The organism is Alkalinema pantanalense CENA528 (genome assembly GCF_050753345.1).
In the GTDB taxonomy this organism is placed as follows: Bacteria; Cyanobacteriota; Cyanobacteriia; order Leptolyngbyales; family Leptolyngbyaceae; genus Alkalinema; species Alkalinema pantanalense.
This window is the reverse complement of sequence record NZ_JBLZFX010000086.1, coordinates 1-26,761: the sequence shown is the minus strand read 5'-3', so window position 1 is coordinate 26,761 and position 26,761 is coordinate 1. Positions and strand designations below refer to the sequence as shown.

At 49.9% G+C, this 26,761-nt stretch carries 23 protein-coding genes, 1 tRNA gene and 1 pseudogene; 11 read left to right on the top strand and 14 right to left on the bottom strand.

Annotated features, from left to right (window positions below; all coding sequences use genetic code 11):
• Positions 1 to 381, top strand: a 381-nt coding sequence (locus ACN4EG_RS21435; RefSeq protein ID WP_431632231.1) for a transposase, incomplete at its 5' end; no start/stop codon positions are given.
• A gap of 176 nt (positions 382 to 557) precedes the next feature.
• On the opposite strand, the gene ACN4EG_RS21430 is transcribed toward ACN4EG_RS21435, so the two are convergent.
• The gene (locus tag ACN4EG_RS21430) at positions 558 to 1,028 is read right to left on the bottom strand and encodes a tetratricopeptide repeat protein (protein ID WP_431632230.1); all 471 of its coding nucleotides are present in this window, start codon (positions 1,026 to 1,028) and stop codon (positions 558 to 560) included.
• A gap of 464 nt (positions 1,029 to 1,492) precedes the next feature.
• Between ACN4EG_RS21430 and ACN4EG_RS21425 the strand changes: the two genes are divergently transcribed.
• Positions 1,493 to 2,113, top strand: a complete 621-nt coding sequence (locus ACN4EG_RS21425; RefSeq protein ID WP_431632229.1) for a hypothetical protein — start codon at positions 1,493 to 1,495, stop codon at positions 2,111 to 2,113.
• A gap of 20 nt (positions 2,114 to 2,133) precedes the next feature.
• On the opposite strand, the gene ACN4EG_RS21420 is transcribed toward ACN4EG_RS21425, so the two are convergent.
• The 3 genes from ACN4EG_RS21420 to def all read right to left on the bottom strand — a co-directional run bounded on the left by ACN4EG_RS21420 (position 2,134) and on the right by def (position 4,738).
• On the bottom strand, positions 2,134 to 3,543 hold the full coding sequence (locus ACN4EG_RS21420; protein WP_431632228.1) for a PrsW family glutamic-type intramembrane protease: 1,410 nt from the start codon (positions 3,541 to 3,543) through the stop codon (positions 2,134 to 2,136).
• Positions 3,544 to 3,837: 294 nt separating this feature from the next.
• A complete protein-coding gene (locus ACN4EG_RS21415; protein WP_431632227.1) occupies positions 3,838 to 4,035 on the bottom strand; it encodes a hypothetical protein in 198 nt (65 codons plus the stop codon).
• A 133-nt stretch (positions 4,036 to 4,168) separates the two neighbouring features.
• Complete coding sequence (def, locus tag ACN4EG_RS21410) at positions 4,169 to 4,738, bottom strand: peptide deformylase (protein WP_431632226.1); 570 nt, start codon at positions 4,736 to 4,738, stop codon at positions 4,169 to 4,171.
• Positions 4,739 to 4,828: 90 nt separating this feature from the next.
• Here def and ACN4EG_RS21405 point away from each other — a divergent pair, with 90 nt between their 5' ends.
• Complete coding sequence (locus ACN4EG_RS21405) at positions 4,829 to 5,887, top strand: cell division protein FtsX (protein ID WP_431632225.1); 1,059 nt, start codon at positions 4,829 to 4,831, stop codon at positions 5,885 to 5,887.
• 113 nt (positions 5,888 to 6,000) lie between these two features.
• Here ACN4EG_RS21405 and ACN4EG_RS21400 read toward each other — a convergent pair whose 3' ends face one another.
• From ACN4EG_RS21400 to ACN4EG_RS21390, 3 genes are all read right to left on the bottom strand, one after another.
• Positions 6,001 to 7,389 carry an LCP family protein gene (locus tag ACN4EG_RS21400; protein WP_431632224.1) on the bottom strand — a complete coding sequence of 463 codons (1,389 nt, stop codon included), beginning with the start codon at positions 7,387 to 7,389 and terminating at the stop codon, positions 6,001 to 6,003.
• Positions 7,390 to 8,144: 755 nt separating this feature from the next.
• Positions 8,145 to 8,672 (bottom strand): hypothetical protein, encoded by a 528-nt coding sequence (locus ACN4EG_RS21395; RefSeq protein ID WP_431632223.1) that lies wholly within the window; start codon positions 8,670 to 8,672, stop codon positions 8,145 to 8,147.
• Between the two features lie 246 nt (positions 8,673 to 8,918).
• Positions 8,919 to 8,990: transfer RNA gene (locus ACN4EG_RS21390), tRNA-Val, on the bottom strand.
• Between the two features lie 83 nt (positions 8,991 to 9,073).
• Here ACN4EG_RS21390 and ACN4EG_RS21385 point away from each other — a divergent pair.
• Positions 9,074 to 9,631: a metal-binding protein gene (locus ACN4EG_RS21385; RefSeq protein ID WP_431632222.1), complete on the top strand. Its 558-nt coding sequence runs from the start codon at positions 9,074 to 9,076 to the stop codon at positions 9,629 to 9,631.
• 132 nt (positions 9,632 to 9,763) lie between these two features.
• Entirely contained in the window at positions 9,764 to 10,582 is an 819-nt protein-coding gene (gene mazG / locus ACN4EG_RS21380) for a nucleoside triphosphate pyrophosphohydrolase (RefSeq protein WP_431632221.1), read from the top strand.
• A 222-nt stretch (positions 10,583 to 10,804) separates the two neighbouring features.
• Here the strand turns inward: mazG and pdhA are convergent, their stop codons facing one another.
• Positions 10,805 to 11,836, bottom strand: a complete 1,032-nt coding sequence (gene pdhA / locus ACN4EG_RS21375) for a pyruvate dehydrogenase (acetyl-transferring) E1 component subunit alpha (protein WP_431632220.1) — start codon at positions 11,834 to 11,836, stop codon at positions 10,805 to 10,807.
• A 585-nt stretch (positions 11,837 to 12,421) separates the two neighbouring features.
• On the opposite strand from pdhA, the gene ACN4EG_RS21370 reads away from it, so the two are divergent.
• From ACN4EG_RS21370 to ACN4EG_RS21355, 4 genes are all read left to right on the top strand, one after another.
• Complete coding sequence (locus ACN4EG_RS21370; RefSeq protein ID WP_431632219.1) at positions 12,422 to 14,713, top strand: IMS domain-containing protein; 2,292 nt, start codon at positions 12,422 to 12,424, stop codon at positions 14,711 to 14,713.
• Positions 14,714 to 14,831: 118 nt separating this feature from the next.
• Positions 14,832 to 15,806: an AEC family transporter gene (locus ACN4EG_RS21365; RefSeq protein WP_431632218.1), complete on the top strand. Its 975-nt coding sequence runs from the start codon at positions 14,832 to 14,834 to the stop codon at positions 15,804 to 15,806.
• Positions 15,807 to 15,899: 93 nt separating this feature from the next.
• Positions 15,900 to 17,075: a toll/interleukin-1 receptor domain-containing protein gene (locus tag ACN4EG_RS21360; protein WP_431632217.1), complete on the top strand. Its 1,176-nt coding sequence runs from the start codon at positions 15,900 to 15,902 to the stop codon at positions 17,073 to 17,075.
• A gap of 184 nt (positions 17,076 to 17,259) precedes the next feature.
• Positions 17,260 to 18,126 (top strand): tetratricopeptide repeat protein, encoded by an 867-nt coding sequence (locus ACN4EG_RS21355; RefSeq protein ID WP_431632216.1) that lies wholly within the window; start codon positions 17,260 to 17,262, stop codon positions 18,124 to 18,126.
• Positions 18,127 to 18,283: 157 nt separating this feature from the next.
• On the opposite strand, the gene ACN4EG_RS21350 is transcribed toward ACN4EG_RS21355, so the two are convergent.
• From ACN4EG_RS21350 to yidD, 3 genes are all read right to left on the bottom strand, one after another.
• Positions 18,284 to 18,703, bottom strand: coding sequence for a hypothetical protein (locus ACN4EG_RS21350; RefSeq protein ID WP_431632215.1), 420 nt, complete (start codon positions 18,701 to 18,703; stop codon positions 18,284 to 18,286).
• A 34-nt stretch (positions 18,704 to 18,737) separates the two neighbouring features.
• Positions 18,738 to 20,480, bottom strand: a complete 1,743-nt coding sequence (locus ACN4EG_RS21345; RefSeq protein WP_431632214.1) for an ABC1 kinase family protein — start codon at positions 20,478 to 20,480, stop codon at positions 18,738 to 18,740.
• 266 nt (positions 20,481 to 20,746) lie between these two features.
• A complete protein-coding gene (gene yidD / locus ACN4EG_RS21340; RefSeq protein WP_431632213.1) occupies positions 20,747 to 21,307 on the bottom strand; it encodes a membrane protein insertion efficiency factor YidD in 561 nt (186 codons plus the stop codon).
• A 225-nt stretch (positions 21,308 to 21,532) separates the two neighbouring features.
• Between yidD and ACN4EG_RS21335 the strand changes: the two genes are divergently transcribed.
• Complete coding sequence (locus tag ACN4EG_RS21335; RefSeq protein WP_431632212.1) at positions 21,533 to 22,189, top strand: Uma2 family endonuclease; 657 nt, start codon at positions 21,533 to 21,535, stop codon at positions 22,187 to 22,189.
• A gap of 29 nt (positions 22,190 to 22,218) precedes the next feature.
• Complete coding sequence (locus tag ACN4EG_RS21330) at positions 22,219 to 24,462, top strand: AAA family ATPase (protein WP_431632211.1); 2,244 nt, start codon at positions 22,219 to 22,221, stop codon at positions 24,460 to 24,462.
• A gap of 434 nt (positions 24,463 to 24,896) precedes the next feature.
• Here ACN4EG_RS21330 and prmC read toward each other — a convergent pair whose 3' ends face one another.
• The 3 genes and pseudogenes from prmC to ACN4EG_RS21315 all read right to left on the bottom strand — a co-directional run bounded on the left by prmC (position 24,897) and on the right by ACN4EG_RS21315 (position 26,538).
• A complete protein-coding gene (gene prmC, locus ACN4EG_RS21325) occupies positions 24,897 to 25,799 on the bottom strand; it encodes a peptide chain release factor N(5)-glutamine methyltransferase (protein ID WP_431632210.1) in 903 nt (300 codons plus the stop codon).
• Positions 25,800 to 25,846: 47 nt separating this feature from the next.
• The gene (locus ACN4EG_RS21320) at positions 25,847 to 26,182 is read right to left on the bottom strand and encodes a XisI protein (RefSeq protein WP_431632209.1); all 336 of its coding nucleotides are present in this window, start codon (positions 26,180 to 26,182) and stop codon (positions 25,847 to 25,849) included.
• A pseudogene (locus ACN4EG_RS21315) lies at positions 26,152 to 26,538 on the bottom strand (element excision factor XisH family protein). The gene ACN4EG_RS21320 and the pseudogene ACN4EG_RS21315 overlap by 31 nt, the downstream one beginning before the upstream one ends.
• Positions 26,539 to 26,761: the final 223 nt, after the last annotated feature.

The following is a 26,761-nucleotide window of genomic DNA, read 5'->3' as shown; positions in this document are numbered from 1 at the left end:
AATAGTTTGGATGTATCCTTTTGTATGACGGCCTTGCAGCAGGCATTAGCGACGTATCCTGCCCCGCAGATTTTCAATTCAGATCAAGGGTCGCAATTTACTGCGAATAACTTTACCGATTGTCTTCAAGCTCGGGGCATTCAAATTAGCATGGATGGGCGGGGTCGATGTCATGACAACATTTTCATTGAACGCTTGTGGTGGTCAGTGAAATACGAGTTAATCTACATCAAAGAGTTTCGAGATGGCCATCATTTAGAACAGGAGTTGAATCAATGGTTTGATTGGTATAATCAGGAGAGAATGCATCAATCCCTAAATAACCAGAAACCCAATCAGGTTTATGATGCAGGTTTAAAGAGTCAAATTGAATTTGACTGACCCGGTTAGATGGATGATAATGAGTTCGATTAACTAAAGCATTTGTCAGATCAATCTCTTTTGATCTATGAGATGGCTGAGCTCACGTTACACTTAGAGCTTAACTTTCATTAGATCTTGTCCAAATGCTTGGGTCCACCGCACTCCTCTGCGATTATGCCATTTACGCTCAGAAATTAAGTCAGTTTAAGAGTACATTCCAGTAGCATTCGTTGATTTTCTAGTGAATAGGGATGAATGGTGAGGGCTGCCCGAAACACGTGGATGGCCTGGTGATAATCTTCTATGGCAACATGACAAAGTCCTAGTCCATGGAGTGCTCCAAAATGGCTGGAATTGAGTTGAATGACTTGCTGACAATCTAAAATTGCTTTGTCGTAGCGTTGTTGCGTAAAGTACAAAACCGCTCGACGATTCCAGGCTTCTGCGAAATCTGGCATACTGCTAATCAACTGAGTCAAAATACTCTCGGCTTGATTAAATTCACCCGCTTGAAGCAAAATCTGAGCCCGCTGTAATACCTGGTAGCCAACCACCCCTTTCTGCTCGAACCAAATTCGCCATAACTCTTGAGTGGCAGATTCTCTGACGGTTTCTTCTTCATGTTTCAAGTTATGAAGGAGAGAATCAATATAGGTACTATCCATAGTCGGAACACGCTAGAAGTAGGATCTCAATCAGTAGAGGAAATTGTTTCAGGTATTAATGACTTCTGGAAAAAAACAAACTTTAGAGATGAAGAATCGCAGATTGCTTTAGTTCCCAGCACAGATCACAGAAATTCCAATGATCAATCATTGGATTATGTAATGGTTGATTCCTAACTGCATACTGACTGAGGTTAGTCTAGAATTGGGCAAAACTAGTGGGGACAACTCAGGATAAATACGGAATTTGCTGGCCAGTTAGACCGTGATATTACGTAAATAATCGTAAATATACGTAGGAATGCGGAGATTGTATCGGTCTATCATCCGATCGAATGAGCCAGTGGAATGAATTACCATAGCTAAGGCCAGCAAATTTGATTGTCGTTACGGAATCTGTAACAGGTTGTCTGTAGGTATCGGTAGCAAATCTCAATCCAGCAGTCCATGAGGGAGTTACGGTTATGGTAAGTGGTGCAAATTCTTCTCGTATTAATAAAGTTCAAGCTCAAGCTCAGCAAGATCTGCTTAATCTACTCATTCAATCTGAAGGGGTTTCTGTTCGTCATCAAATAGAAGAGGGCGAGATTACTCTTCCAGAAGACCCCAGTCAAAAAGTTGTCTATCCTTGGAACCCAGACCAAGCCACAGATTTTTTCGCTGAGATAGAAACAAATAGTCTGTTGAATGGGTTGGAAGACCAAGAAATTACCGATCGGGCAGAGAACTTTTTCAAGACTCTTGATCACCTGTGGGAAACCTCGATTCAGGCCAAGTTGACCCGGAAGTTTGCCACAGTTCCCAAGGCAATCTTGGCAGCCATTGCCCAACAAGCAGAGGCATTGGTCAACAGTTCCAGTGATTTAGCGGGTCAGCTAGTGCAGTGTGTGCAAACGAGTCTCCCCGTTTGGTCGGAGGAAGATCTCTACGTCTTTGCTCGGCCTGTTGCCTATGCGATGCGCGGTGAAGAACCGAAATACGAATTGCCCCAGGATTGGCAAGCGCTCTCTGAGATTGAACAAGCTAAGTTAACGCTTGCGATCGCTAAATATGCTCTAAATATTGCCCAACAAGAGCAGGACTAGTGGTTCTGAATGCTGGCTCCCTATTCTGAGGGGGCTTTTAAGCGAGTTGCAAAGTTTTTCGCACGGGTGGGAGACAGGGCCCGCGCTTTGAGGATGGCGGCTCCTAACCAGGCATAGGACAGTAGACCCACGAGTACAAGTCCCAAGGGATTCACCGTTCCCAAGGTATTCCAGAGAGCATGTAATCCTGCGGCGGTGAGATAACCAATTCCCAAGGTTAACCAAGCCCGATCGGGTTTGAGGATACTCAGTCCGATCGCGTAACCCAGATAGCCGCTATAAGCCACATGGCCCGAAATTGAACCCAAGAGCCGAGGAATTAGGAGATGTAAGCCTTGCAGTTGGCTGACATCGTTGTTGGCTTGAGTTGCGGTGTATTCAACGATCGCGGGCACGTATTGTCCGAGTGTTTCAAGCAATGTAAATCCGATCGCTGAGGCTGCCCCCAGCAAAATTCCATCCAACGGCTCTCGAATTCCAAACCGATCGCGCCAACTATTCGATCGAGGATAGCCAATTAGGCATAGCAAGATCAGGGGAAGTGCTTTAATCAGCTCTTCCATTAACCCCGCCCCAAAAAACATGCGGATTAATAAGCCAAAGAATCCAATGGACTCCCCCGTTGCTGGTACCTGTCCTGGCAAGGTATTGCGGAAAATTACAGTAAATAACGGCAAAATCGGACTCCGCAGAATCCCGATCGTGAATACAGCAGTCCCGAATAAAATGACCCAGGACTTTGTCTTACCGCAGAGTCGATAGACCACAAAATAGGCGGCAAAAGCTAAATAATTGGCCAGTACGAAGTTGAAGGCAAGGGGCCGCCCAACGGTAACAAAGAGGGTAACCACTGCCGCGATCGTCACCAACGCGGGAAAGACATAGGCTTTTTGAGTGATTTCTAACCCTGTAGAAAAGATTGGAAAGAGTTGCGTGAGGGTGACGGTATTGTTGCGTAGAGATGCGCCGGAGTTGGGATTGGGCGAAGGTTCGATCGCTGAGATCGGGCGTTTTGCGGCTTGATGGAGTGCGCCTGCGGTTTGCGAAATGGGTGCTGATAGCTGGGTCGCAGGATATTCAAAACGAAATTCTGGTCCCTGCTGCCCTAGAATAAGCCGATCTCCAGGTTTTAGGGCTTGGCATCCTACCACTCGCTGACCGTTGACATAGGTGCCATTGGAACTATTTAGATCGCAAATCCACCAACTGGGCACGACCCCTGGCTCGGCAGCAGTAGGTCGAATTTCCGCATGATACCGTGAGACGGTTCCATACAGAGAGGAATCAATGACAATTTGACAGCTTGGATCCCGACCAATCGTAACTGAGTCAGTAACGTTGATGGGATACAGGGGTTGACGTTCCTGGGTTGCACCACTAGCAGGCATCTGCCTAAGCAATGCTGCTGAGAGATGGTCGTCGCCAGTCATGGGTGCTCCAGAAAATCTGTGGGCAACTGGAAGGATGATAAGAAGGCGCTGTCTAAATCACCGGATACCGTACCATTGGATACCATATCGCCGGATACCATAGGATCAAGGGGTTAAATGTCTTGAACACATTTTATAAGTTTCTGCCCCATTATTTATGAGGTGTCTTTCCCCCAGTCATGGATCTTTTTTCAGCCATCCTGATTAGATATCCGGTTCAATTCTCACAACCAACCGAGCAACCTATGACTTACCTCGTTAAAGTTGGGTGATTGTAGACAACTGCCCAAGAAATTAGAAATTTGCCCGAGCATCCTTGACGGCAGCCAGAAAAGCAATCACTGTGATAGGAATGCTGGCGATCAGGATGGCAGTGGTGGGAGTTTGGCCCCACTGCGGTATTCCTGAAGACAGTTCAAAGACGCAGCCTACTGCCGCGATCGCGGCAATACAGGAAATTGCTAGGAACAAACCACTTTTAGGTGTCAGCACAGGAAGACTCGCTTATCAGACTCACTTTACAGACGCTTCACTACTAGAACCGAGCTACTGGAACTCAGCGACCTAGGGACAGGTGCATAGATAGGCATACCCAGATTCAGAAACCCGTAGGTCGCTTGTGATTCTAAGCAATCGGTTTCACAGCTTTCACTGAAAATCCTTTTTTCGTTAGCTCTTGACCCAGTACCAGTTGGTTGTCAACGCGATCAACAAACAAAACACCATTTAAGTGGTCGATCTCGTGCTGAATCACCCGTGCCAACAACCCATCAGTTTGCAGGGTTTGTAATCGACCAAACTCATCTTTAAAGGTCACTTCGATCGCTTCAGGCCGATCCACGTCCATATAAATGCCGGGGACACTGAGGCACCCTTCTTGCTCTCGGCAGAAATTCCCGCCTACGCGCTTAATGACAGGATTGATTAGAACCATGGGTAACTGTTTGGGATCATCGGGCTCAATATCAACCACGATGATTTGCTTATTAATGCCGACCTGGGGCGCTGCAAGACCAATGCCATTTTCGCTGTACATCGTTTGCAGCATTTTGCGAGCAATGTCCCGGATCTCTTCATCCACCTTGGCGACGCGCTTAGCGGGCTGACGCAGCACCCGATCGCCCAAATGATGAACCTCTAAGGGCGGTTTCTTGAGCTTAACTTTTTCGACAGCGATCGTGGATGAAGTACTCATGGGTCGTCAAATACCGCAGATAATGATCTTGCTTACATCAATACAATTGAATTAAATCGGATTCAATCCGCATTAGTTTAATCTTAGCGGGTGTTTGAGTTTAGTTACCAGCAATTGCCCCATAATCTAGCCATCCGACGGATTCTCCCAATTCTGACTCTGCTCCGTATAATGGCAGCGGCAGTGCAACCTGCATCTACCATTGCTAGTTGCGGCATGTCTGCCATTACAGCGTTTCAAGGCCAAGTTTCTATGTTGCGATCGCTCACCAAATTTGACTACCTCTTGCGCGAAACTTGGCGCGGACTTTTGCGGGGCGGCTGGATGAATTGGGCTGCCATCAGCACTGTCACCGTTTTGTTGTTTCTCTTTGGCCTGAGTTTGCAGACTAGTTGGCAAGTTGGGCAATTTTTGAATCAATTTGGTAACCAACTGGAGGTAACCGCCTTCCTGGAAACCGGGATTTCTGCGAAGGACGTTCAGCCGATCGTGCAGAAAATGCCAGAAGTCGTACGGGTGGAGACGATCGGCAAGGAGCAAGCCTGGGCTGACCTAGTCAAAGAGTTGGGCATGGCAGATCTGCAAGGAGCGACCCAGCAGTTAGACGGCAATCCGCTGGTGGATGAATTGCGAGTTCAGGCTAAGTCTGCCCCTGCGGTTCCCACGATCGCCGCTGCTCTCAAGCAAGTGCGGGGGGTGGAAACGGTGCAATATGCGGGAGAGGCGGTGAAGCAGGTGGCTGATCTGAATCGGGGCTTAGGCTGGATCAATTTAGGAGTAACAGGATTCTTGACGATGAGCGCGATCGCCGTGATTACGACAACCTTGCGCTTGGTGATTGCTGCACGACGCCAGGAAGTAGAAGTGATGCGGCTAGTGGGAGCGACGCGCGCTTGGATTTACCTGCCCTTTGTGCTACAGGGTGTCACCTTTGGGTTGGTGGGGGCTGGAACCGCTTGGGTTTTAATTCAAGGTCTTCAGCGATCGCTGACCCAGTTCTTAGCCCAGCAGGGAGATTTACTACAAAGTTTACTATTGCAAAATAGCACCTGGCAGGTTTGGCTGCTGCCGCTGATTTTGATTGGCTTTGGCAGCACGATCGGGATTTTAGGGAGTTTGTTTGCAGTGCGGAATTTGGGAATGCGCTAAGTTTGGCAACATTTCGGCAAAATTAAAGCGACTGATCTGCTCTATCGGAACCCTCAGTCGCTTTAGAAAAATACCTAGTCCGCCTTTTGCTGGATCCTAGCGGGTAGGGAACCTTACTTTTTAACTGCTTGGGTGGAATCCTTGCCCAGTTGAATCGTCACATCTGACTCGAGGTCACCTGTATTTTCGATGCGGACTTCCCCAAATCCCAAGGCTTTGCGAAGGGCTTCTGCCTGTTGACTATCTCCCCGTTGGGCCACGATCCGAGTCACGCTAAGGGCCTCATTCCAAGGTTGACCAATCCCCACATCCCCGTAGCCCGATTTTTGAAGCTGCTTCACCACTGTCTGAGCGGTGTTGGGCTGTTTTGTGCTGTCTTGGATTGTGACTCGCAGTGTGCCTGGACTATTGTTATCGGTATCGTCAGCTGAACCGAAGTCGAAGTTCCGAGCCATCATACCCTGGATGCGGCGATAGGTGGGAACCCAGTAGCTGGCGTCAAATTCACCAGGATGGCTAAATTCCCCTGGTAGCATCAGCATTTGAGTATTCGATCGATTGGTCTGTGCTGCAAATCCCACCAACGCAGCAATTTCTTCTACAGAAAGATTGGTATCAATGTGGGATTGAATCACTGATAGAATCTTGGGGAGTCGGGTAATGGTTGCTGGGTTCAAGGCCTGTTCCATTAAGGCACGCATCACCATTTGTTGCCGCTGAATTCGGCCAATGTCTCCATACTCGTCGTAGCGGAACCGCAGTAACTGGAGTAACTGATCCCCATTCAAATGCTGCCGACCTGCCTTCAGGTTGATGTATAGGTGCTGACTGTCATCACGATACTTCATGTCCTTAGGGACATGCACCGTCACCCCACCCAAGGCATCTACTAAGGCTTGAACCCCTTGAACATTGATCGTCACATAGCGATCGATCCCCACTCCACCCAGAAGTTGACTGACCGATCGAGCAGACAGAGCTGGCCCTCCATATACGTTTGCGGCATTGAGTTTGGTGACCCCATGGCCTGGAATTTCTGTTCGCGTATCGCGAGGGAGAGAGAGGACAGAAACTTTCTTGTTCTCAGGATTAAACCGCACTAACAGCATTGTGTCGGTTAAGCCTTCAAAGGAATTGACTAAGGCTTGGTACTTAAGATTCTTTAGGTTGTCCGGGACTTCTTGGACATCGGTCGTGAGAACTTTGGTACCCAGTACCAAAATGTTCACTGGACGAGTTAACCCTGGCATTTTCAGGCTGCTATTGGCAATTTCGCCTTTATTAAAAACAGAAGCTTCCTGGGTGGTTAACTTTCGTTGCATCAAAGGCGTACTGGCCAAGGAAACTGCCAGTAAGGCACCCGCCATTGCGGAGAGCATCGCAACCCCGGTTAAGCAAAACACTAACCAAGTCAATCGTTTGTTATTGGTTTTGCGAACAGGGCGTTTAGCTCCTGGGGGAACCCTACGAGCTTGAACAGGACGTTTTTTGACGCTTTTCACGAGCTTCCTCACCACACACAATCAATGAAAGGGCCAATCAAATTTCGGCAATTTTGGACGATCAGGAACAGAATGCGTATCCTATTCCCTAGGTAGACAGGTTGCTGGGCACACTTGATTAGGAGCAGAATTTAAATGACTGCCGTTGCCTAACTATCTTGATTGGCATTCATCATAGGCGAACTTTGATTTGCAGCACATTAATTCTGGTCGATCGTTCAAATCAACAAACACCCCTTCCCACGCCTGACTTGTTCATACCTTACTAATTCACAATAAAGTTGGGGGATTGAGGAATCGTCTCTATTTAGAGCGATTTCTTCTGCAATACCACTTTTATAAATGAGTCAGCTAGTGTCAACAAGTCAACTAGACTTTCCCCGGCAATATGCAATCTACCATTGAGTAGGCGGTAGACCGATGACGTCGCAGAAATCACGTTGATGCATCGTAGCAAGATTTCTCTGAAGTGACTGCAAAAGTTAGCGATCGGAGATGGGAAGATCTACGGCTGAGAGTCCATGGATTCAAGAAAAGCATGTTCGGCACCCTGATGTGAAATCTGGAGCCATCCCTTCGCAAAAATTACGTTGTGCGAGCTTTGGGATGGTAATGATTGACTGGTAGTTTGACTTAAGGTGCCCAAAATTTCCTCAATCTCACCATTGACTTGAAAGGTGGGTGGATTGAGTTTCAGTGATCGTACTGTAAATCTGACGATGGGGATCTAATGATGTCGATCTGACGATCGACGCTCAGGATAAGTTAATCCGTTCCTTCATCCAAACTTGCCATGCCTGAAACGGTGCATCCCCTCCTGGTAAGCTCCCAGGCGCTTCATAGACAAATACATATTGGATTTCACCTGCTTCTGTCACATCAAAATCGGCATTGCATTCCCGCGCCCACCGATCGAGATATTGCCTTGCTATCACGGGTTCCAGTTCTGCTGCCCGTGCAAATTCCACCAGGGTGATACGCCCTTTTTTAGCTTTCAGTAATTGAAAAAATGTATCCCGAATCGCTTCTTTCTTCGCGCGATCGCTGGCAAAAAGCATCACGCCACCCAATGCCACGGGCAAGAGCCCAAACAAAATTAGTAATGGCAGAAATACCAGAAGCAGCACGGCTACGGCCACAACCTTTGACATACCGAGAATGGCTCCCAGCAAAATTCCCAGCAGAATAATGGCACCCAAGGTTCCAACCGCGATCGCACTTCCCCCCGCCGCCATCAGCCATCCCATCATCTGACCGACTCGGCTCCCATACCGCTTGATCATATTGCCCTTACCCCGCCAGTGATTGAATCCCTGCGTTTAAGCTAGCGTGTTTTTCGCGATCGTGACCATACGGTTGTCCCGCAGATTTCCGCAGGAAAGCCGAACGATCGGGAAGACTTCGCGAATACTAGCTTCACGAAAGTGGATCCATAAGAAAGCTCTGATAGGATTCGTTAGCTTTCTAAGACGCTAGATCGCTGCCTAACTCACCTGTGGGAAACTATTGAAACGAAATGTTTACTTCTATGGGCGATGAGGGATTTGAACCCCCGGCCTTCTGCTTGTAAGGCAGACACTCTACCGCTGAGTTAATCGCCCGAAATCACTAATAAACAATATAACAGAAAACATTGGATTCGGTAAGATGAAAACAAAGTTTTTGGAATTTTTTTTGGAACCCTATGCCCTCTGGGAAAACTCACGACAGCATTACCCTGTGGTGTTGGCCCGCGATAGCAGGGCTGGGCTGGGGGTTGACCCATAGTGCAGGATTGGCTCTGGTGGCATCGGGCTGTTTTTTGTTCAGTGGGTTGATGTTTGGCCCAGATTTGGATATTCACTCCCAGCAATATCGCCGTTGGGGTTGGTTGCGCTGGATTTGGTTGCCCTATCGCCGCAGCCTTCGCCATCGATCGCTGCTGTCCCATGGGTTTTTGGTCGGGACAACTCTGCGTCTGCTCTATTTAGCAATGTTGATTGGAACGGTGGTGAGTTCTGGAATTTTGGGATGGTCGATCGCGCGGCATTATCTGGGACAAGGGGACTGGCTCGCGTTTGCAGCGCCGCTCTGGCAACAGTCTTGGAACCCGATCGGGCAAGCTTGGCAACAATATCCTGAATATTGGCTCGCAAGTTTTGTCGGGTTGGAAGCGGGAGCCATGAGCCACAGTTTGAGCGATTGGTTGGGGTCTAAGGTGAAACGATGGCGCAGCCGTCGATCGAAAAAGACTACATTCTGAATCCCACTACATTCTGAATCCCACTACATTCTGAATCCCACTACATTCTGAATCCCACTACATTGGTGAACGGTGTGATCACGCGCGGTACGATCGCACTGGCCTGATCTCTTTCTTTTGCGCTTGAATTCTATGGCGATTCAATCTAATTTTCCGGCGACCCAAACCCAAATTCTGGAGGCTTTGCAACGCCTAATTGAGGTCGTAGCCCAATTACGCAACCCGGAGGGCGGCTGCCCTTGGGACTTGGAGCAGACCCAGACAACGCTGATCCCCTATGTGTTAGAAGAAGCCTATGAAGTGGTAGATGCCTTGAAGACTGGGGATCAAGCCGCGATCGCCGATGAGCTAGGAGATCTCTTACTTCAGGTAATTTTGCAAGCCCAGGTGGCCAAGGACGATCAGCAGTTTGATTTAGCGTTAGTTGCCACAACGATTACAGAAAAGCTTATCCGCCGCCATCCCCATGTTTTTGGTGAAGTGTCGGTGGAATCTGCTGAGGAGGTACATCGCAATTGGGAAGCTATTAAAGCTACGGAAAAGCCCGAAGAAACGCGCCTGAGCCAGAAAATGCAGCGTTATGCTCGATCGTTGCCGCCGATGACAGCCACAATGAAAATTTCCAAAAAGGCGGCCAAGGTGGGGTTTGAGTGGGAATCGATCGACGGGGTCTGGGAAAAATTCCACGAAGAGTTGGACGAACTGCGCCACGCGATCGAACATGAGAGTCAGGAACGGCAGGAATCTGAACTGGGGGACTTGTTGTTTAGCTTGCTGCAAATTGCCCGCTGGCAAGGACTCGATCCCGTGCAAGCCCTTCAGGGAACGAACGATCGGTTTATCCAGCGGCTGAGCCAGATGGAACAGGCCGTGGATCGATCGCTAGAAAGTTACTCCCTAGCAGAACTGGAAGCCCTCTGGCAGCAGGCCAAGAAAAAGCTGGGACAGTAAAAGTAAGGTTCGACTAGGATTACAGCGGCCTGCGGGTGAAAATTTGCCAGACCACCAAGCCTAATACGCCTAAAAAAACGCCTGTCGTCGCCCAATCTTGCCAACTCGAAAGACCCATTTCGTACATGATTTACTCTCCTATCCGTTAGTACCTAATCAGAAGGGTGGACGATCGCCCACCCTTACAGTAGTTACCAAATCCTATACTCAAGACTCAATTGGTTAATCTTCAGCAAACACATACTTATAGAGTTCGCTGGGATCGGGTTCCGGGCTGGACAGGGCAAACTCTACTGCATCCTCGACATGGGCCTGGATTTTCTTATCAATGTCCTTGAGTTCTTTCTGGGTCGCCAGTTTTTGCTTCACCATGTGAGCGGCCAGCTTTTTAATGGGATCGCGGGAGAACCAAGAATCCTTTTCTTCCTTCGATCTCAATTCATCAGGATCCGCCAAGGAGTGGCCTCGGAAACGATAGGTGAGACATTCAATCAACGTAGGCCCTTCCCCAGCTCTGGCCCGCTCCACCGCTTCCTGCGCGATCGCCCGAACAGCCAACACATCCATCCCATCCACTTCATGGCCCGCCATGCCAAAGACGCTGGCTTTCTTGAAGATTTCCGTCTGGGAGCTGGCACGATCGTGGGCCATCCCGATCGCCCATTTATTATTTTCCACCACAAACAAAATGGGGAGCTTCCAGAGTGCAGCCATGTTCAGGCACTCAAAGAACTGACCATTATTACTGGTGCCGTCTCCAAAGAAGCAGGCTGTGACTTGATCGGCTGATGCATCGCCCATGACTTCCCGGCGATACTTCGACTGGAAAGCGGCCCCCGTCGCCACTGGGATCCCTTCGCCAATGAACGCAAAGCCGCCTAATAGGCGGTGCTGTGCTGAAAACAGGTGCATGGAACCGCCACGACCCTTGCTGCAACCCGTTGCTTTGCCAAACAGTTCCGCCATAACTTCCCGAGCCGGAACGCCACAACTTAGGGCATGGACGTGATCCCGATAGGTGCTGCATACATAATCTTCGCCGGGACGCATCGCTCGAATGACGCCCGTGGAGACAGCCTCTTGCCCGTTGTAAAGGTGGACGAAGCCAAACATCTTGCCGCGATAGTACATTTCTGCACATTTATCTTCAAAGGTACGGCCAAGAACCATGTCTTCGTAGAGCATCAGCCCTTCTTCGCGGGTGACGGTGGCGGGTGTTGTGGGGATTGTTGGTAATGCTCTATCTTGAACCATGGGTGTGTTTAATCCTCGCTGCAAGACCTATCACGCTGTAACTTAATTAAAATACCGTTCAGAGTTGCTTAAGATCAAACAAAATATCACTAGGTTGAAGCGGCAACTCCAGCCAAGCAGGTTAGTACCTGCGAGTTTTACAGGAGGTGCTTGGTGATCAATCCAGAAATTGAGTATCCTAAATAACAGCCTATTAGGACAGCCTATTAGGATTGTAGGCTTAGATTGCTGTGATATCCGATTGAGACGGTTTGAGACGATACCCTGCTCGTTAAGTTCTGGCTGGAACCTCACGAGAAAGACTGATCTCTAGAGTAAACATCAGAACCGCCATCCACGATAGTATGATGGCTCTAATCTGTTTTTGGCTTGGGCGATGGTTACACGGTTTATATGCTTGAAAGGTAAGGGCAGCGGCGGTTGATTCTGCGATCGTCTATTCCCCAGAAAATTTTAGGTATGCTGTGATACCTTCATACAATTGTTGATTGCAATTGTTATGTTGCAAGGTCAAAGTTGCAAGGTTCAACCCTCGTCCAGGGATAACTCACTCTCACTCATTGGTTAATGTTGGGGAAAGTCAACGTGCGTATTCCGCTCGATTACTATCGGATTCTTGGTTTACCCATCCAAGCTCCCGCTGAACAGTTGAAGCAGGCGCACCACGATCGCACGCTCCAGCTACCTCGGCGAGAGTATTCAGAAGCGGCGGTTGAGGCGAGACGGGCTTTGTTAGATGAAGGCTATGCGGTGCTTTCCGAGCCAGCCCAGCGCCAAGCCTATGATGCCCGATTTCTCACCCCTGCCTATGATCCTGATTTGGGGTTGGCGGTTGAAGAGATGGGTGACGGGACTGCGACTCCTCGCTCCGAAAGCTCCAGTGAGACCTATACGCCCCATATTGATATTGCTGAAAAGCATCTCATCGGGGCCCTGCTGATTTTGCAAGAACTTGGCGAGTATGAACTGGTTCTTAAGGTGGGAAGACCCTATTTAAGTAGCGGGAATGCAAGCCTGAAGACCGGGCAATTTGGCGATCCTAAAGTGGCTCTAGCGGATATTGTCCTCACGATCGCCCTTGCCTGCTTAGAACTTGGACGGGAACAGTGGCAACAGGGGCAGTACGAAACTGCGGCTGAGGCGTTGGAAACGGGGCAGGAATTGTTGCTGCGGGAAAATCTTTTTGCTGGGGTCAGGGGAGAAATCCAATCGGATCTGCTGCGGCTACGCCCCTATCGGATTTTGGAACTTTTAGCACGGCCCAATGAGAATCATCTCGATCGCAAGAAAGGCATTACCCTACTCCAGGACATGTTGCGAGAGCGCAACGGCATTGATGGTAATGGCGATGATCAATCGGGATTGAGTATTGATGATTTTTTGCGGTTTGTTCAGCAGTTGCGGGACTATCTAACCGCCGAGGAACAGCAAGTGTTGTTTGAAGAAGAGGCCAAGCGTCCCTCTGCTGTTGCGACGTACTTAGCCGTCTATGCGTTGCTGGCTCGTGGATTCGCAGAGCATCAACCGGCCTTGATTCGCCGTGCCAAGCACATGCTGATGAAGCTGGGTGGCCGGCAGGATGTGCATCTTGAGCAGGCGGTTTGTGCGCTGCTATTGGGCCAAACCGAAGAGGCCAGTCGGGTGCTGGAGTTGAGCCAAGAGCATGAACCGTTGGCGTTTATCCGAGAACAGTCCCAAGGGGCACCGGATTTGTTGCCGGGACTCTGTCTCTATGCAGAACGCTGGTTGCAGGAAGAGGTTTTTCCGCACTTTCGGGATTTAGTGACTCGTCGAGTTTCGCTCAAGGACTATTTTGCGGATGGTCAAGTGCAAGCTTATCTAGAAGAGTTGCCCACGGAAGGCGAAACCCTCAATGCGCCGATGTGGAATGCTAAAGCCCCTTCTACGACGACGGTAGGGTCTGGGGTTATGTCTGCGCCTTCGTCTTCTCGATCGCAACCTTTACCGAATGCTCGGCTACAATCGCCGCCCTCCCACAATTCCAATGATCGCCATCAGCAGAACGGAACAGGGCCAGTTCCAACCACAGCCATGCCCCCATCTGCGATAACGCCAGCAACCATGACACCTGCGCGATCGTCGTCAGATATTGAAGAAGAAGCATTGACTAATAGTTCAGGCTTGACGATCGCGGGAGCCACGGCGGCGGGGGCTGGGATGGTGATGGCTCGGGGTTCTGCTGAATCTGCTGGGCCAGCCTATTCTGAGGGAGGTTCCATACCTCCAGGTAGCCGTGCGCCGCGAGCGAAACGAGAAACCCCTGGGGGAATGGAGGGGATTCCACCTCGCCGAATGGGGAAACCGAAGCCCCGGAAAAAACGGTTTCCCGCTTGGCTGCCTTGGGCGATCGGGTTGGTGGGTGTAGGGTTATTGGGTTTCTTGGTGAGTCGCCTCTCGCGCCAAACGGTACAAGCACCCCCTGCGCCGACCCCGAGTATCTCGATCGCGGTGTCTCCCAGTCCAACGGCCACGAGTGTGCAGGGAGATCTCACCCCCGAAACTGCAAAACAGCTACTGGAACTCTGGTTTACTGCGAAACGAGCCGCGATGGGGCCGGGATATGCCGCCGATCAATTAAGCCTAGTGCTGGTTGATCCGAAGCTAAGTGAGTGGCAACGGGAATCGGCAGCGGCCCAGCGCGATGCAGCCCATGTGGAGTATGAACATGCGGTTCAGGTTGAGAATGTGGAAATGAATCCCAGTGACCCGAATACCGCGATCGTGACTGCGAATGTGCGGGAGTTTCGCAAGTACTACCAAAACAACCAACTGGCTGAATCTCAAACCGATGATCTACGGCTGAAGTATACGATGGTGCGTCAAGATAATCAGTGGCGCATTGCGAATTGGCAGTAGATTGAGCCTGCAATGTGATTAACCTGCAATATGATTGACCAATGTGATTGACCTGCAATGTGATTGACCAAGGGGGGCACCAGGTCAGTATGATGGACAGGCATGATTGACACGTTTCATGATTGATACATTAGTTCAGGCATACTCTCCGCTGATCCTGTGGGTAGGATTAGGGCTTCTGATTTGGCGCTGGTTACCGAAGGAGTTATCCCATTGGTTGGGACGGGGACTGTATTGGTTTGGTGTGCCTTGGCAAATTTTTGATTTGGCTCGCCATAGCCAACTGTCCGGGGAGATTGGCTTAGCTCCGGTGATTACGATCGCAACCTTAGTCTCTGGGCTGATCATGGCTTGGGTCACGTTGCAGATCCTGGAGCGCTTGCCGGAAAAAGTTGCGGAAGACGCTCCTTTTTGGCAACGCTGGGCTAGTCAATTGCCGCGCTTTGCCAGTGCGGAATATGGCAGTTTTATTATTGCGGCGATGCTGGGGAATACCGGGTTCGTCGGTCTAGGGCTGCTGCCTGCGATTATTAATCCCCAGGATTACAGTTGGGCGGTTTTTTTTAGTCTGACTCAAAACTTGATTGGCACCTACGGAATTGGCGTTCTGATTGCCAGCTATTACGGTCAGTCCCACAGCGGCCACTCCCCTTGGACGCTATTACGGGATTTATTAACTGTTCCTTCCCTTTGGGCCTTTGCGATCGGCTATTCCACGCGATCGGTGATTTTTCCAGAACCGATTGAATTGTTTAGCCAATCTTCGCTGTTGTTTGTTGTCCCAGCCTCCTTTCTGTTGATGGGAATTCGCTTAGGGTTGCTGGAAGGCTGGAGCAGTTTGCGCAATGCCTTGGTGCCTGTCATGCTCAAAATTATTTTGCTGCCGGGATTGGTGGGTATCGGGACGAGCTTCCTGGGATTGTCAGGTGATGCACGGTTAGCGTTAGTTCTGATGTCTGGGATGCCGTCGGCCTTTGCAAGTTTAATTCTAGCGGAAGAATATGATATGGATCGGGATTTGGCGGCGAGCAGTATTGCAATTAGTACGATCGGTCTATTGTTGATGATTCCAGTGTGGCTCTGGATTTTTTAGGGGATTCAGCGACCATACTGATTCAGCGACCACAATTGGGAATACAAAGTTTGGAAGTCTTAAACTGACAAATTTTGCTGGAAGCCGCAAACCATGAATCAGATTTATATCTCCTATGCCTGGAAAGATGACAAAAGTGAACTGGGCCAGCAGCGTGAATTGTTAGTCGATCGCATTTGTCAGACGTTACTTGCCATGGGGTATAACCTGATTCGCGATCGCGATCACTTGACCTTGGGCCAAAGTATCGAACAGTTCATGCAGGAAATTGGTCGGGGAAATTATGTGATTTTAGTGATTAGCGACAAATATTTGCGATCGGAATATTGCATGTTTGAAGCGATCGAAGTCATGAAGCATAAGGACTATGCGCAGAAGATTTTTCCGGTGGTACTGTCCGATGCCAATATCTACACAAAAACAGGTCGGGTTGATTACATCCAGTACTGGCAGCAACAGGGCGAACAACTGGCGCAATTACTGGGTTCTATTGCCACGGAATCGTCTTCTGCTCTGGTGAATGTAGCTCAGAAGATTGCTGAAATTGCTAGCAATGTGGATGAATTTATCCATTTTGTTCAGGATAAATTGAGCATCGATCCGGCGAAAAACTTCGACACGTTTATTCACCACTTAACCCAGCAAATTTATGAAGATTCCCAAAAACTGAGAAGCCAAAAAAGTGTTTTAGTAGCTGGTACGGGAAATTTCCAGTTGCCGGATGAGGTCAATTGGTGCGCCCGTACCCTGGGGAAAAAACTGGCAGACAACCAATACAATTTAATCACCGGAGGGTGGGAAGGGGTGGATTATGTGGTGGCGGAGCAGTATGCTGCAACGCTGGCAAAATCACCACTGCGATTAACTGATAAATTGACGCAAATCGTTCCCCAAGGGAAGCAGCCTGTGTTTAAAGGCGGACGGGTGGAATACACTGAGCCTGGGGTCAACGAATGGCTGGATTGCCTGCGAAGAGCCGACTTGGTGATCCTCATCGGAGGTGTGGGGGGAACCTATGAAACCTATCAGTTTGCGATGCAGGAGAGGATTCCTGTGATTCCGATCGTCTGTACGAACGGTGATGCTAAGCGGGTATTTGATGAAATGCTGCAAACTTGGGAGCAGCAACCTATGGGGAAGATTGCCCCAGAAAAATTTAAATCGTTAAATCAGTACATTAATAATGTAGAGACGGCTGAAGATGTGATTTATGATGTGATTGATATTGTCAATGAAGTGATTTTTGCGAAGACAATGTTAAAGGGGTAGGATACTGGATGATGAGTTGAATTCACTTGCAATTGTCCTTGCCCGATCGAATAGATTGAAGCTTCGCCATCAGTCGTGATTCCAGTTGATGTGCCAATTGAATGTGTTATTTTTGACCAGAGACTGAGTTCCTGAGCTAGGATTCGATCGCTGTAAATCGCTGAGTTGTAAATCGCGTTCTCCTATGGCTACCCCTCGTTCTGCTGGATTGTTTGCTATCGCGATCGTGTTGGGCCTGGGTATCTCTGCCCCAACCTATGCAACGGAAACCGCTGAAGACCTGGTTGGTCAAGGCTTACAACTGATTCAGCAGGGTAAAGTTGACGATGCAGTGGGGCAATTTCAACGAGCGGTACAAATCAACCCACAATTTTTTCCGGCGCAGTACAATCTGGGATTAGCACTGCGCCAACAGGGAAAGCTCCAGGAATCGGCGACGGCGTTCTACAACGCGATCGTGGCTGATCCAAGTTTTCCCATCACCTATGCCAACCTAGGAGCGGCTCTGCTGGAAGGCAATAACCTAAAGCAGGCGAAGGAATACCTTCAGCAAGCCCTGAAACTTGATCCAAAACTGGGAATTGCCCACTACAACCTAGGCTTGGTGCTCGAACTGCAGGGTGATACTGCTGGGGCGATCGAAGCGTTCAAAAAAGCCAATGAATTTACCCCTCAGGCTCCGGAGCCCTACTATCACCTGGGACTAGCCTATCAGCGCGATCGTTGGAACCGAGGGGCGATCGCGGCCTTTCGCAAAGCCATTCAACTCAATCCTAGCTATCCCGAAGCGCTGTATAGTCTTGGTAGTTTACTCTACGCGGAAGGTCAATTTGAGTCAGCCTTAGATGCGTTTAGGAAAACAACCCAGACAAACCCTAATTACACCCCGGCCTACTATGCAGCGGGATTGACGCTGATTAAACAGAAAAAATATTCTGAAGCGAAACAGGTTCTGCAATTTACTCAAAAACAATATCTTCAACGGAAGAATCAATCCTGGGCCGATAAAACAGCGCAGCTTTTGCAACAGTTAGAGACGATGAGTCCCTAGGACATCGATCTCGCAATGGGTTGGCGCATGGGCCTACTCAAAAACTCATAAAAAAACTCACCGAGGACTTGCAGGGTGAGTCGGATATGAGTTTTTAGCAAGCGTTTTCGCAGAAATCTTGTAGCATTTTGCTACAAGACGCTGGGAGCCGTAAAAATTATCGAATGGAATCTAAGTCGATCGCGGCTGAACCGCCCTCTTCAATTTGCCGCAGGATCGAACCCAACTGTCGCCACACCAACCAACCGATAAAGAATGCCATCGGAACCGCGATCGCGTAGGCTAACTTGGGTGGGAATCCGAAAATTTCCACTCCAGCGGATAGGAAAAAGCTGGCTCCGATCGCCATGCCCAAAAAAGGCATCAGCAAATTCACACTCTGCAAACTCGTAATACTCCGCGTCTGACGATTGGCTTTCCAATCCGCCAAATCTTGCTTGAGAACCGCCTGAAACGCTAGACCGGACACCAGACTTGCCAGTAGGCCGCAAACTAGAAGTAAATAAGGCGGATCCTGAGGAATGTAATACAGCGGTAATTGATCTAGCTGATCTAACGGAATTTGATCGAAATCCATAGGACAGAACGCGCATCTTAAAACTTCTTAAAGATTACCGCCCGTTGCGGTTCCCCGTCAAAGTCGCCAGTGCCGGAAACATTTCCGTTGTGCGATCGAGGGAAAAATCGACGATCGCTTTCCAGGCTTCCGTCAGCATTCGATTCGGCTGCAAGTCATCCTTCACCAGAGCCCACAGGCGTTGCACTTCTTCGGTATGCAGGCGGTTGTCCTCCGTCAGCGCCATGACAATTTGTCGCCGCAGGAAATCCCCTTCCTCCGAAACGAGATACTGGATTCCCAGTTGGGCCGTGGGCAGGAGATCAAACTTCCGATCGCTGCGGGCGATGGCGATCATGTTTTCCAGCCGTTGCCATTGGAAGCGGCCATCTTTAAATAGGACTTCCAGCAGCCGTCGCCGCAGGGCCGGAGACTCGCCCGTGAGTAACCGCCGTGCCACGTAGGGATAGGCAATTTCAACAATTTTGAAATCGGGGTTCAAGGTCAGGGCTAAGCCCTCCTGGGTCACGAGCGATCGGATAATCAACGCAAATTTGGCTGGCACCCGGAAGGGATAGTCAAACATTAAGTCGGAAAACTTATCGGTAATTGCCTTGAAGTTAAAGTCCCCAACGCTGGCCCCGATCGCATCATCAAACACCGCTTCTAAGGCAGGAACGATCGGACGAATATCGGTTTCCGGGGTCAAAAAGCCCAGGTTGACAAAGTCCTTGGCCAGTTCTTCATAATCCTTATTAATCAAATGCACCACCGCATCAACCAAGGTTTCTTTCATCCAAGGTTCCAGCTGATCCATCATGCCAAAGTCGATGTAGGCCATGCGCCCCGGTGCGTCGGTTCCGGGTTCCGCTACCATGGCGAATAAGTTGCCCGGGTGGGGATCGGCGTGGAATAAGCCATGCTCTAGCAACTGCCGCAGTCCAGCAGTTACGCCAATGCGAATAATGGCATCGCTATCCAAGCCCGCCTGCCGCACAGCCTCCATATCGGTGAGCTTGTAGCCATGGATCCACTCCAAGGTCAAAACCCGCTTACCACTGTATTCCCAGTGGATTCTAGGAACCTTGACTTCGGGATCGCCCGCAAAATTGGCGGCAAATTTCTCAGCGTTGCGGCCTTCGTTTTGGTAGTCGATCTCTTCAAACAGCTTGGTGCCGAACTCGTCAATAATCAGCGTCAAGTCATGGCCCAGATTCAGCGGCAAGAAATGCCCAAACTTCTGAGCAGCCCAGCGCATCAAACAGAGATCCAAGGTTAGTAGGGGATACAGATGGGGCCGTTGTACTTTGATCGCAACTTCTTCACCTGAATACAACTTGGCCCGATAAACTTGGCCGAGACTGGCGGCGGCAACGGGCTGGGGAGAGATTTCGCTATAGACACTATAGGGATCGCGATCGAGTTCTTCCTCGATGATTCGCAGGGCGATTTCGTTGGGGAACGGGGGAAGCTGGTCTTGTAGCTTAATTAACTCATCTAAATAATCTTGGCGTACCAGGTCAGGCCGGGTGGAGAGGGCTTGGCCAACTTTGATGTAGGTAGGGCCAAGATCCGTCAAAATTTTGCGTAATTGTTCAGCGCGATCCTGCTGGTTGCCTTCGCCTTTGCCCATCGCCTCATCTATCTTAAGGCCCAAGAACAAACCGACAAAGGACAGCACAATCCTCAGCAGACGCCACCACTTGCGCCAGGGGCGGAAGCGATACATCCGCGCTATCGCGTCTGCATCATACCGTCGTAGCTGACCCGAACGCTGTTTCGAACTCAGTTGACCCACGATCGACCCTACCTTGCTTCTTCTAGAAACGGGGGATGTTGAAGCGAGACTATACCCCGAACAACGATAGCCGAAAGTCTCGGTTTCTTTCTTCAACCACTCAGGCGATGGAAAAGTTCCGGGAAATTACCCTAGTCGTTGCTAATTGGTATAGTTACGTTTTATAGCTTTTGGATTGATTCTAGTATACGAAACTACACATCTTTGTGAAGAATGCCGAAGAGTTGCATAGGGAAATCTGTAAGGGCATTGGAATGGGTTACAACCTAGCCACAACTGCCAATATCGCAAGCGCCGCAATCGATCGCGCTGCAATCTGCACCACCGCAGTCTAGGCCACTGCAATCGATCGCGCTGCAATCCGCACTGCCACAATCCAGACTTGATACATCCCCGGCACAGCTTCCACAATCCGCGATCCCGCTCAATCCCTCACAGGCACAGTCTACTAAGCGACTGGGTTCATTACAATTTCTTCGCGATCGCCCGCAGGCCCGAGGGTCTTCGTCTCCCCCTTCGACGGCGGAATTGTGGGTTCCGATTTGGCAGGTGGAACGGCGCGATCGTAATATTTCGTAAGCTTGGCGGCAATCTTGAAACCGTTCCCGCGCGATCGGCCAAGCATCGGACAGCCCACGTTCCACAATTGTGCGCTTAATATACTGGGAGCAAGATTCACCCCCGTGCAAAACGCGATGGGCACAGGAAAATCCCTTATACGGAGAAAGATATCGCTGGTAGCCCGTGATTAAGCTCGCTGCTAGATTGCGGGGCGTAGTGGTGATTGTTGTAGCGATCGTGGCAGCGATCGGTGTCCCATCGAACATGGTGATTCCCTCGTTGTCCTGTGCCTCAGTTTTCCCAGTTCAGGAAAGACCTTGGTCAAACTACTTGAGACACAGCCTTGATTTCTGATTTTTCCAAGGATCTGGTCATCCACCGGACACCTAAGCCGCCCAAGATTTTCTCTTAGAATTAAGAACAAGAGGCAACCACCGCTGCCTAATTCCAGTTTGTCGCTATCCTCTACGGCAACCCTCATCGGTAACCTTATGGTGAATTCAGCCCTGCAATCTACGACTAGTTTTCTGGCATCCGATCGTTGGATTCAAGCTGGCTGGAATGATTACTTACAGGCGATCGAGCAGTCTGAACCCAAGGCCAAGGGCTACTATCACAATGGGCGTATGAGGATAGAGATGTCTCCAGTTGGCAACCCCCATTCACGGGATCACGCAATTATTATTCATGCAGTCACACTCTATGCCGGAATTCAGGGCATTGATCTGGATGGCCATGACAACTGTACCTATCGTAAAACGGGATATGCCGAAGCTCAACCGGATGCGTCTTTCTATATCGGTGAAACCGCCAATGTGATTCCGTGGGATACGACCATCATTGACTTAGATCGATATCCAGCACCGACCCTCGCGATCGAAGTGGCTTACAGTTCCCTAGCGGATGATAAGGGAGAAAAACGGTTGCTCTATGAAGTGCTCGGGGTGTCTGAGTACTGGATTATTGACGTGGAAAACGTGCAAGTTCTGGCCTTTGCCGTAGAGAATCAGGGCAGTCGCCGCATTACCCAATCCCAAGTGCTGGCAGGACTCGACATCGCAGTGTTAGAAGATGCATTTCGCCAATCCCGTCAAACCAACCATGGCCAAGTTAGCGCTTGGTTACTGCGCCAGTGGCAACAGCCTTAATTCCGCGATCGTCTCCCTAGCGTCGAACCATGGATTTGTTTGATCACCATCGGCAAACCGTTGTAGCGGCGGAAGCGCCCCTCGCGGCTCGGATGCGTCCCCGCAATTTAGACGAATTTGTGGGTCAGTCAGCAATTTTGGGTGAAGGCCGTCTGCTGCGCCGTGCCATCCAAGCCGATCAACTTTCCTCACTGATCTTCTACGGCCCACCGGGAACGGGCAAAACGACCCTGGCGCAAATTATTGCCAATACCACCCAAGCCCATTTCATCGCCATTAATGCCGTACTCGCCGGGGTGCAGGCCATCCGCGACGCGATCGCCACCGCCCAGGAACGCCGAGGACTCTACCAACAGCGCACGATTTTGTTCGTCGATGAAGTCCACCGCTTCAACAAATCCCAACAGGATGCGCTGCTGCCCTGGGTCGAAAATGGCACGGTGATTTTGATCGGAGCGACCACGGAAAATCCCTACTTTGAAGTCAACAAAGCCCTCGTCAGTCGATCGCGCATCTTCCAACTGAAAACCCTGGAACCTGACAATCTGAAGCAAATTATTCACCAAGCACTAACGGATCCCGATCGGGGTTATGGCCAGCGATCGATTCAATGGGAGGATGCGGCGATCGAACACTGGGTTAATGTGGCCAATGGCGATGCGCGGGCGTTGCTGAATGCTTTGGAATTGGCGGTTTCCACCACACCCAAAAATGACCAAGGTGTCATTCACATTTCCTTAGCCGTGGCGGAGGAGTCGATCCAACGGCGGGCGGTGCTCTACGACAAAGAAGGCGATGCCCATTTCGATACCATCAGCGCCTTTATCAAAAGTCTCCGGGGTTCCGACCCCGATGCAGCAATGTACTGGCTGGCGCGCATGGTCTATGCCGGAGAAGATCCTCGCTTTATTTTTCGGCGGATGCTGATTCTGGCGGGGGAAGATGTGGGGCTGGCTGACCCGAATGCGGTGGTGGTGGTGAATGCCTGTGCTGCCGCCTTCGATCGCATTGGCCTGCCGGAGGGTCGCTATCCCTTAGCCCAGGCGGCCTTGTACTTAGCCACCTGCCCCAAATCCAATAGCGTCATGGGCTTTTTTGATGCGCTGGCGACGATCGAACGGGAACGGGAAGCGGACGTGCCCAATCCATTGCGGGATCCCAGCCGAGACAAAGAAGGCTTTGGTCATGGGGCAGGCTATCTCTATCCCCACGCCTACCGCGATCACTGGGTGGCGCAGCAATACTTACCCACGGGACTCCAGGGCAAGGTATTTTATCAACCGTCTAACCAGGGACACGAAGCCCAGATTGCGGAGACGGTGGCACGGCAGCGGGAAGCGCAACTAGCGGCCATGGTGGAAGGCGGGACGATCGGGGTGATGGTGGAATCGATCGAAAATCTCTCGACCAGTCCGGCTGATCCAGCCGTCGATCGCTGGCTGCAACGAACCCTCAGTCAGGCGGGGGAAAGCTTGGGGCAGACTCGCGATCGCATCTTTGCCTTGGCCAAACCCCAACGGCATCACGTTGTTTTGGATGTCAATGCGGGAACGGGATTACTGACGTGGGAAGCGGTGCGACAGGTGCCCGAGGGCGGGGTCTATGCGCTGCCCCAAGATGCGGCGACGGCCCAAGCACTGCTGGAACAAACCCAAGCATTACCAGCGGTGAATCGCCCGATTGTCCTAGTGCCACAAAATTCGCTCAGCCAGAGCTTGGAGCAACTTCCCTCTGCGCTGAAATTCGATCGCATCATCGGGCGCAATTACTTAATGAATGCGGCTAACAAGGCGGATGTGTTAACGGCAATAGTCGCAAGGCTCGCGCCCACGGGTCGAGTAGTGCTAGCGGAGTTGGTACCCCGCCATGCCCAGCGCCTGTATCAACTGGTCGATCGTGCTTGGCTTTCGACAAAACTCTACAACCAATGGCGTAAAGCTGAGGAACGGATTTATCAACAGACCGAAAATCCGAAGGTGAATTGGGATGAAAAGGATTTAAAACAACTTTTAGAGGAGATGGGCTTTCAAGTTCAGATAGATACGATCGTGTCTGAAACCCAGACCTACCTGAGTCCTACCCTCTTCGATCGCTGGTTTAGTCCCACATCCCAATATCTTCAATATTTGCAAACGGAATTATCCGAAACGGCGATCGACCAAATTTGTCAAGTCTTTAGAGATCGCTTGCTGCATCAAACGGTGCCCTGGCAAAGTCACCTGGTTTATCTATCAGCTAATTGGAAGAAAGGTCATGATAACGTCTACTCCTGAAGCAAAATCAAGGGTTGTCCAACGTAATCACAACCGAACAGGTCACACTGATCGATAAAAATCTAGACAAAAACTGAGCGTGGCAAAAAATAACTTACTGATTGTCAAATATGAGGTGATAAGTAGCGAGATTTAGAAGGCTGTATCTACGTTATTACAGTAAACGAATCACCATGATGAGAACGCTAGAGAAAATTAAAAATCAGAGAATTGAGTAAACTGGTAGCATTAGCAAAGGCGTAGAGCAGAAACTGAGTGTAGTCCAGAGAGTGCTTAAAACACTCGCGGTAGCAATAGTCATTAATCTACAGTTTTCTCAGTCAAGAAAAATAGTAACGTGTCACACTTTTACAAGTGGCACTGTACTAGACCGAAGTCATCAATACGATTTATCTGGGAGACCGAGAGAATTGATGGCAGACCAACGTTACCTATTAGCGCCGTTGCGCGATCGCAAATCGATCGATTCCTTCTAGGTCTTTGAGCAGAGCAATTTTGCAATAGTCCCCTTGCTGGGCTAACGCTTCGACCACCGCTTCCCCCTGTCCCGCCATCATCTCCACGAGCCAAATCCCGCCTGACTGGAGGTAATCAGGAGCGGTTTGAATCAGGTGCTGAATGGCGTCTAGCCCGTCTTCGCCCCCATCTAAGGCCAAATGGGGTTCGTGGCCCACCACCTCCGGTTGCAGCGCCAAAACCTCCTGACTGGGAATGTAGGGCGGATTGGACACCATGCCTTTCAGTTGACCTTGCAGACCTTGTAGCGGCTCAAACCAGGACCCCTGATAAAACTGGATGCGATCGTGCAGATGCAACCGCTCGGCATTCCGTTGGGCAATGGCTAAGGCTGCCGGACTAAGATCGACGGCATGAATTTTAGCTTGAGGGAGCAAATCTGCCAACCCGATCGCGATCGCCCCACTGCCCGTCCCCAAGTCCACCCAATCGCCCTTGGCCAAGGTGGGATTCTGCGCGATCGCCCCTTGCACATAATCAATCACACATTCCGTCTCCGGTCGCGGAATCAACACATCGGGCGTGACGATCAATTCAAAGTGACGCCAAGGAGCCAATCCTACTAAATACTGTAAGGGGACTCGATCTTGTAAGCGTTGCTGCCACTTGCTTTGGAGCACTCCAAAGGGCATCCGGAGGCCAACACTGAGCTGCTGAGCCACGAGATTTAATTTCAACGTGAGTCGATCGAGGTTAGAAACCGCCTGCAAAAACCAATCGAGTTCGCTGGGTTCGACCTGTGCCGCGATCGCCCCTGCCAGAGCCGCTTTACGCCACTGTTCTAAATCCGCACCGGACACCGAAAAAGGAAACGTTGCCATCGTTCTAGTTCAACCCACCACTTGATTTAAAGATTAGACGGAAGAGGTTAGGTTACAGCATATCCACTAAATTGCCGTTTGAAGGGAGAGTGAAAACCCAGCACAATATCGGAGGCAGGCACGCCTTTATCAGTCAGGACTTGGGCGATCGCTGTTTTGGTGCCGTTGTATTGAATCCAGATTTTGCCATCCTTGATGTCAAAGTGCAAAATGAGACTAAAAATACGTTTTTGGTCTTCCCATCCGATGTAGGCAAGTTGATAATGATCGCGTTCGGTGTCGCAAATGATTTCTGTGTCTACTTCATTGGAGTGGGGATAGGGATGGGATTGTTCGGTGAGAACTTGCTGAATTATTTGTCGGTACTGCTGAAGCTTATCCATGCTTTAATTTCCTCCTTGATTGGATCGTAGGTAATTAGGTTGATGGCGTAACGTTTGAGAGATTTTTGGATGAAGGGAAGTTGAAAAAAATCATCGTAGGTTTCGAGGGGGACTGCAAGATGAAGCGTGCGATCGGGTTCTTTTTCTTCGAGGGCTTGGAGATAGTTTAGATATTGTCCCAGCGCAACATGAAATTCGCTGATATTGGAGTCTGTAATAAAGCTCTTGATCTCGATCGCAATTTTTTCTTAATCACGTTGAGCTGCGATCGTACTTTCTGCACCTAAATCAATTTTCAGCTTAACTGCATCACTGATTTGGATCGTAAAAGGATCGTGGGTAATCGAGCCAGCCATCTTTTTCAAGGGCGTGTTTGACACTGGACAGTGCGAAGTTCTCTTTTCAGATGAATTGCTGGAAATAAAAAAGGACACTCCAATCCTAACCCTCTTCAGTCACTCTAAGCAGAGGAATTTAGAATAGAGAGAGTAGAGTTTAGAGAGCCTAGCAACTGATGTCCGCCTCCAGAGAAGCTCGACCAACGATTCGCTTTGTCGATGAGTATTGCCAACTCTATGG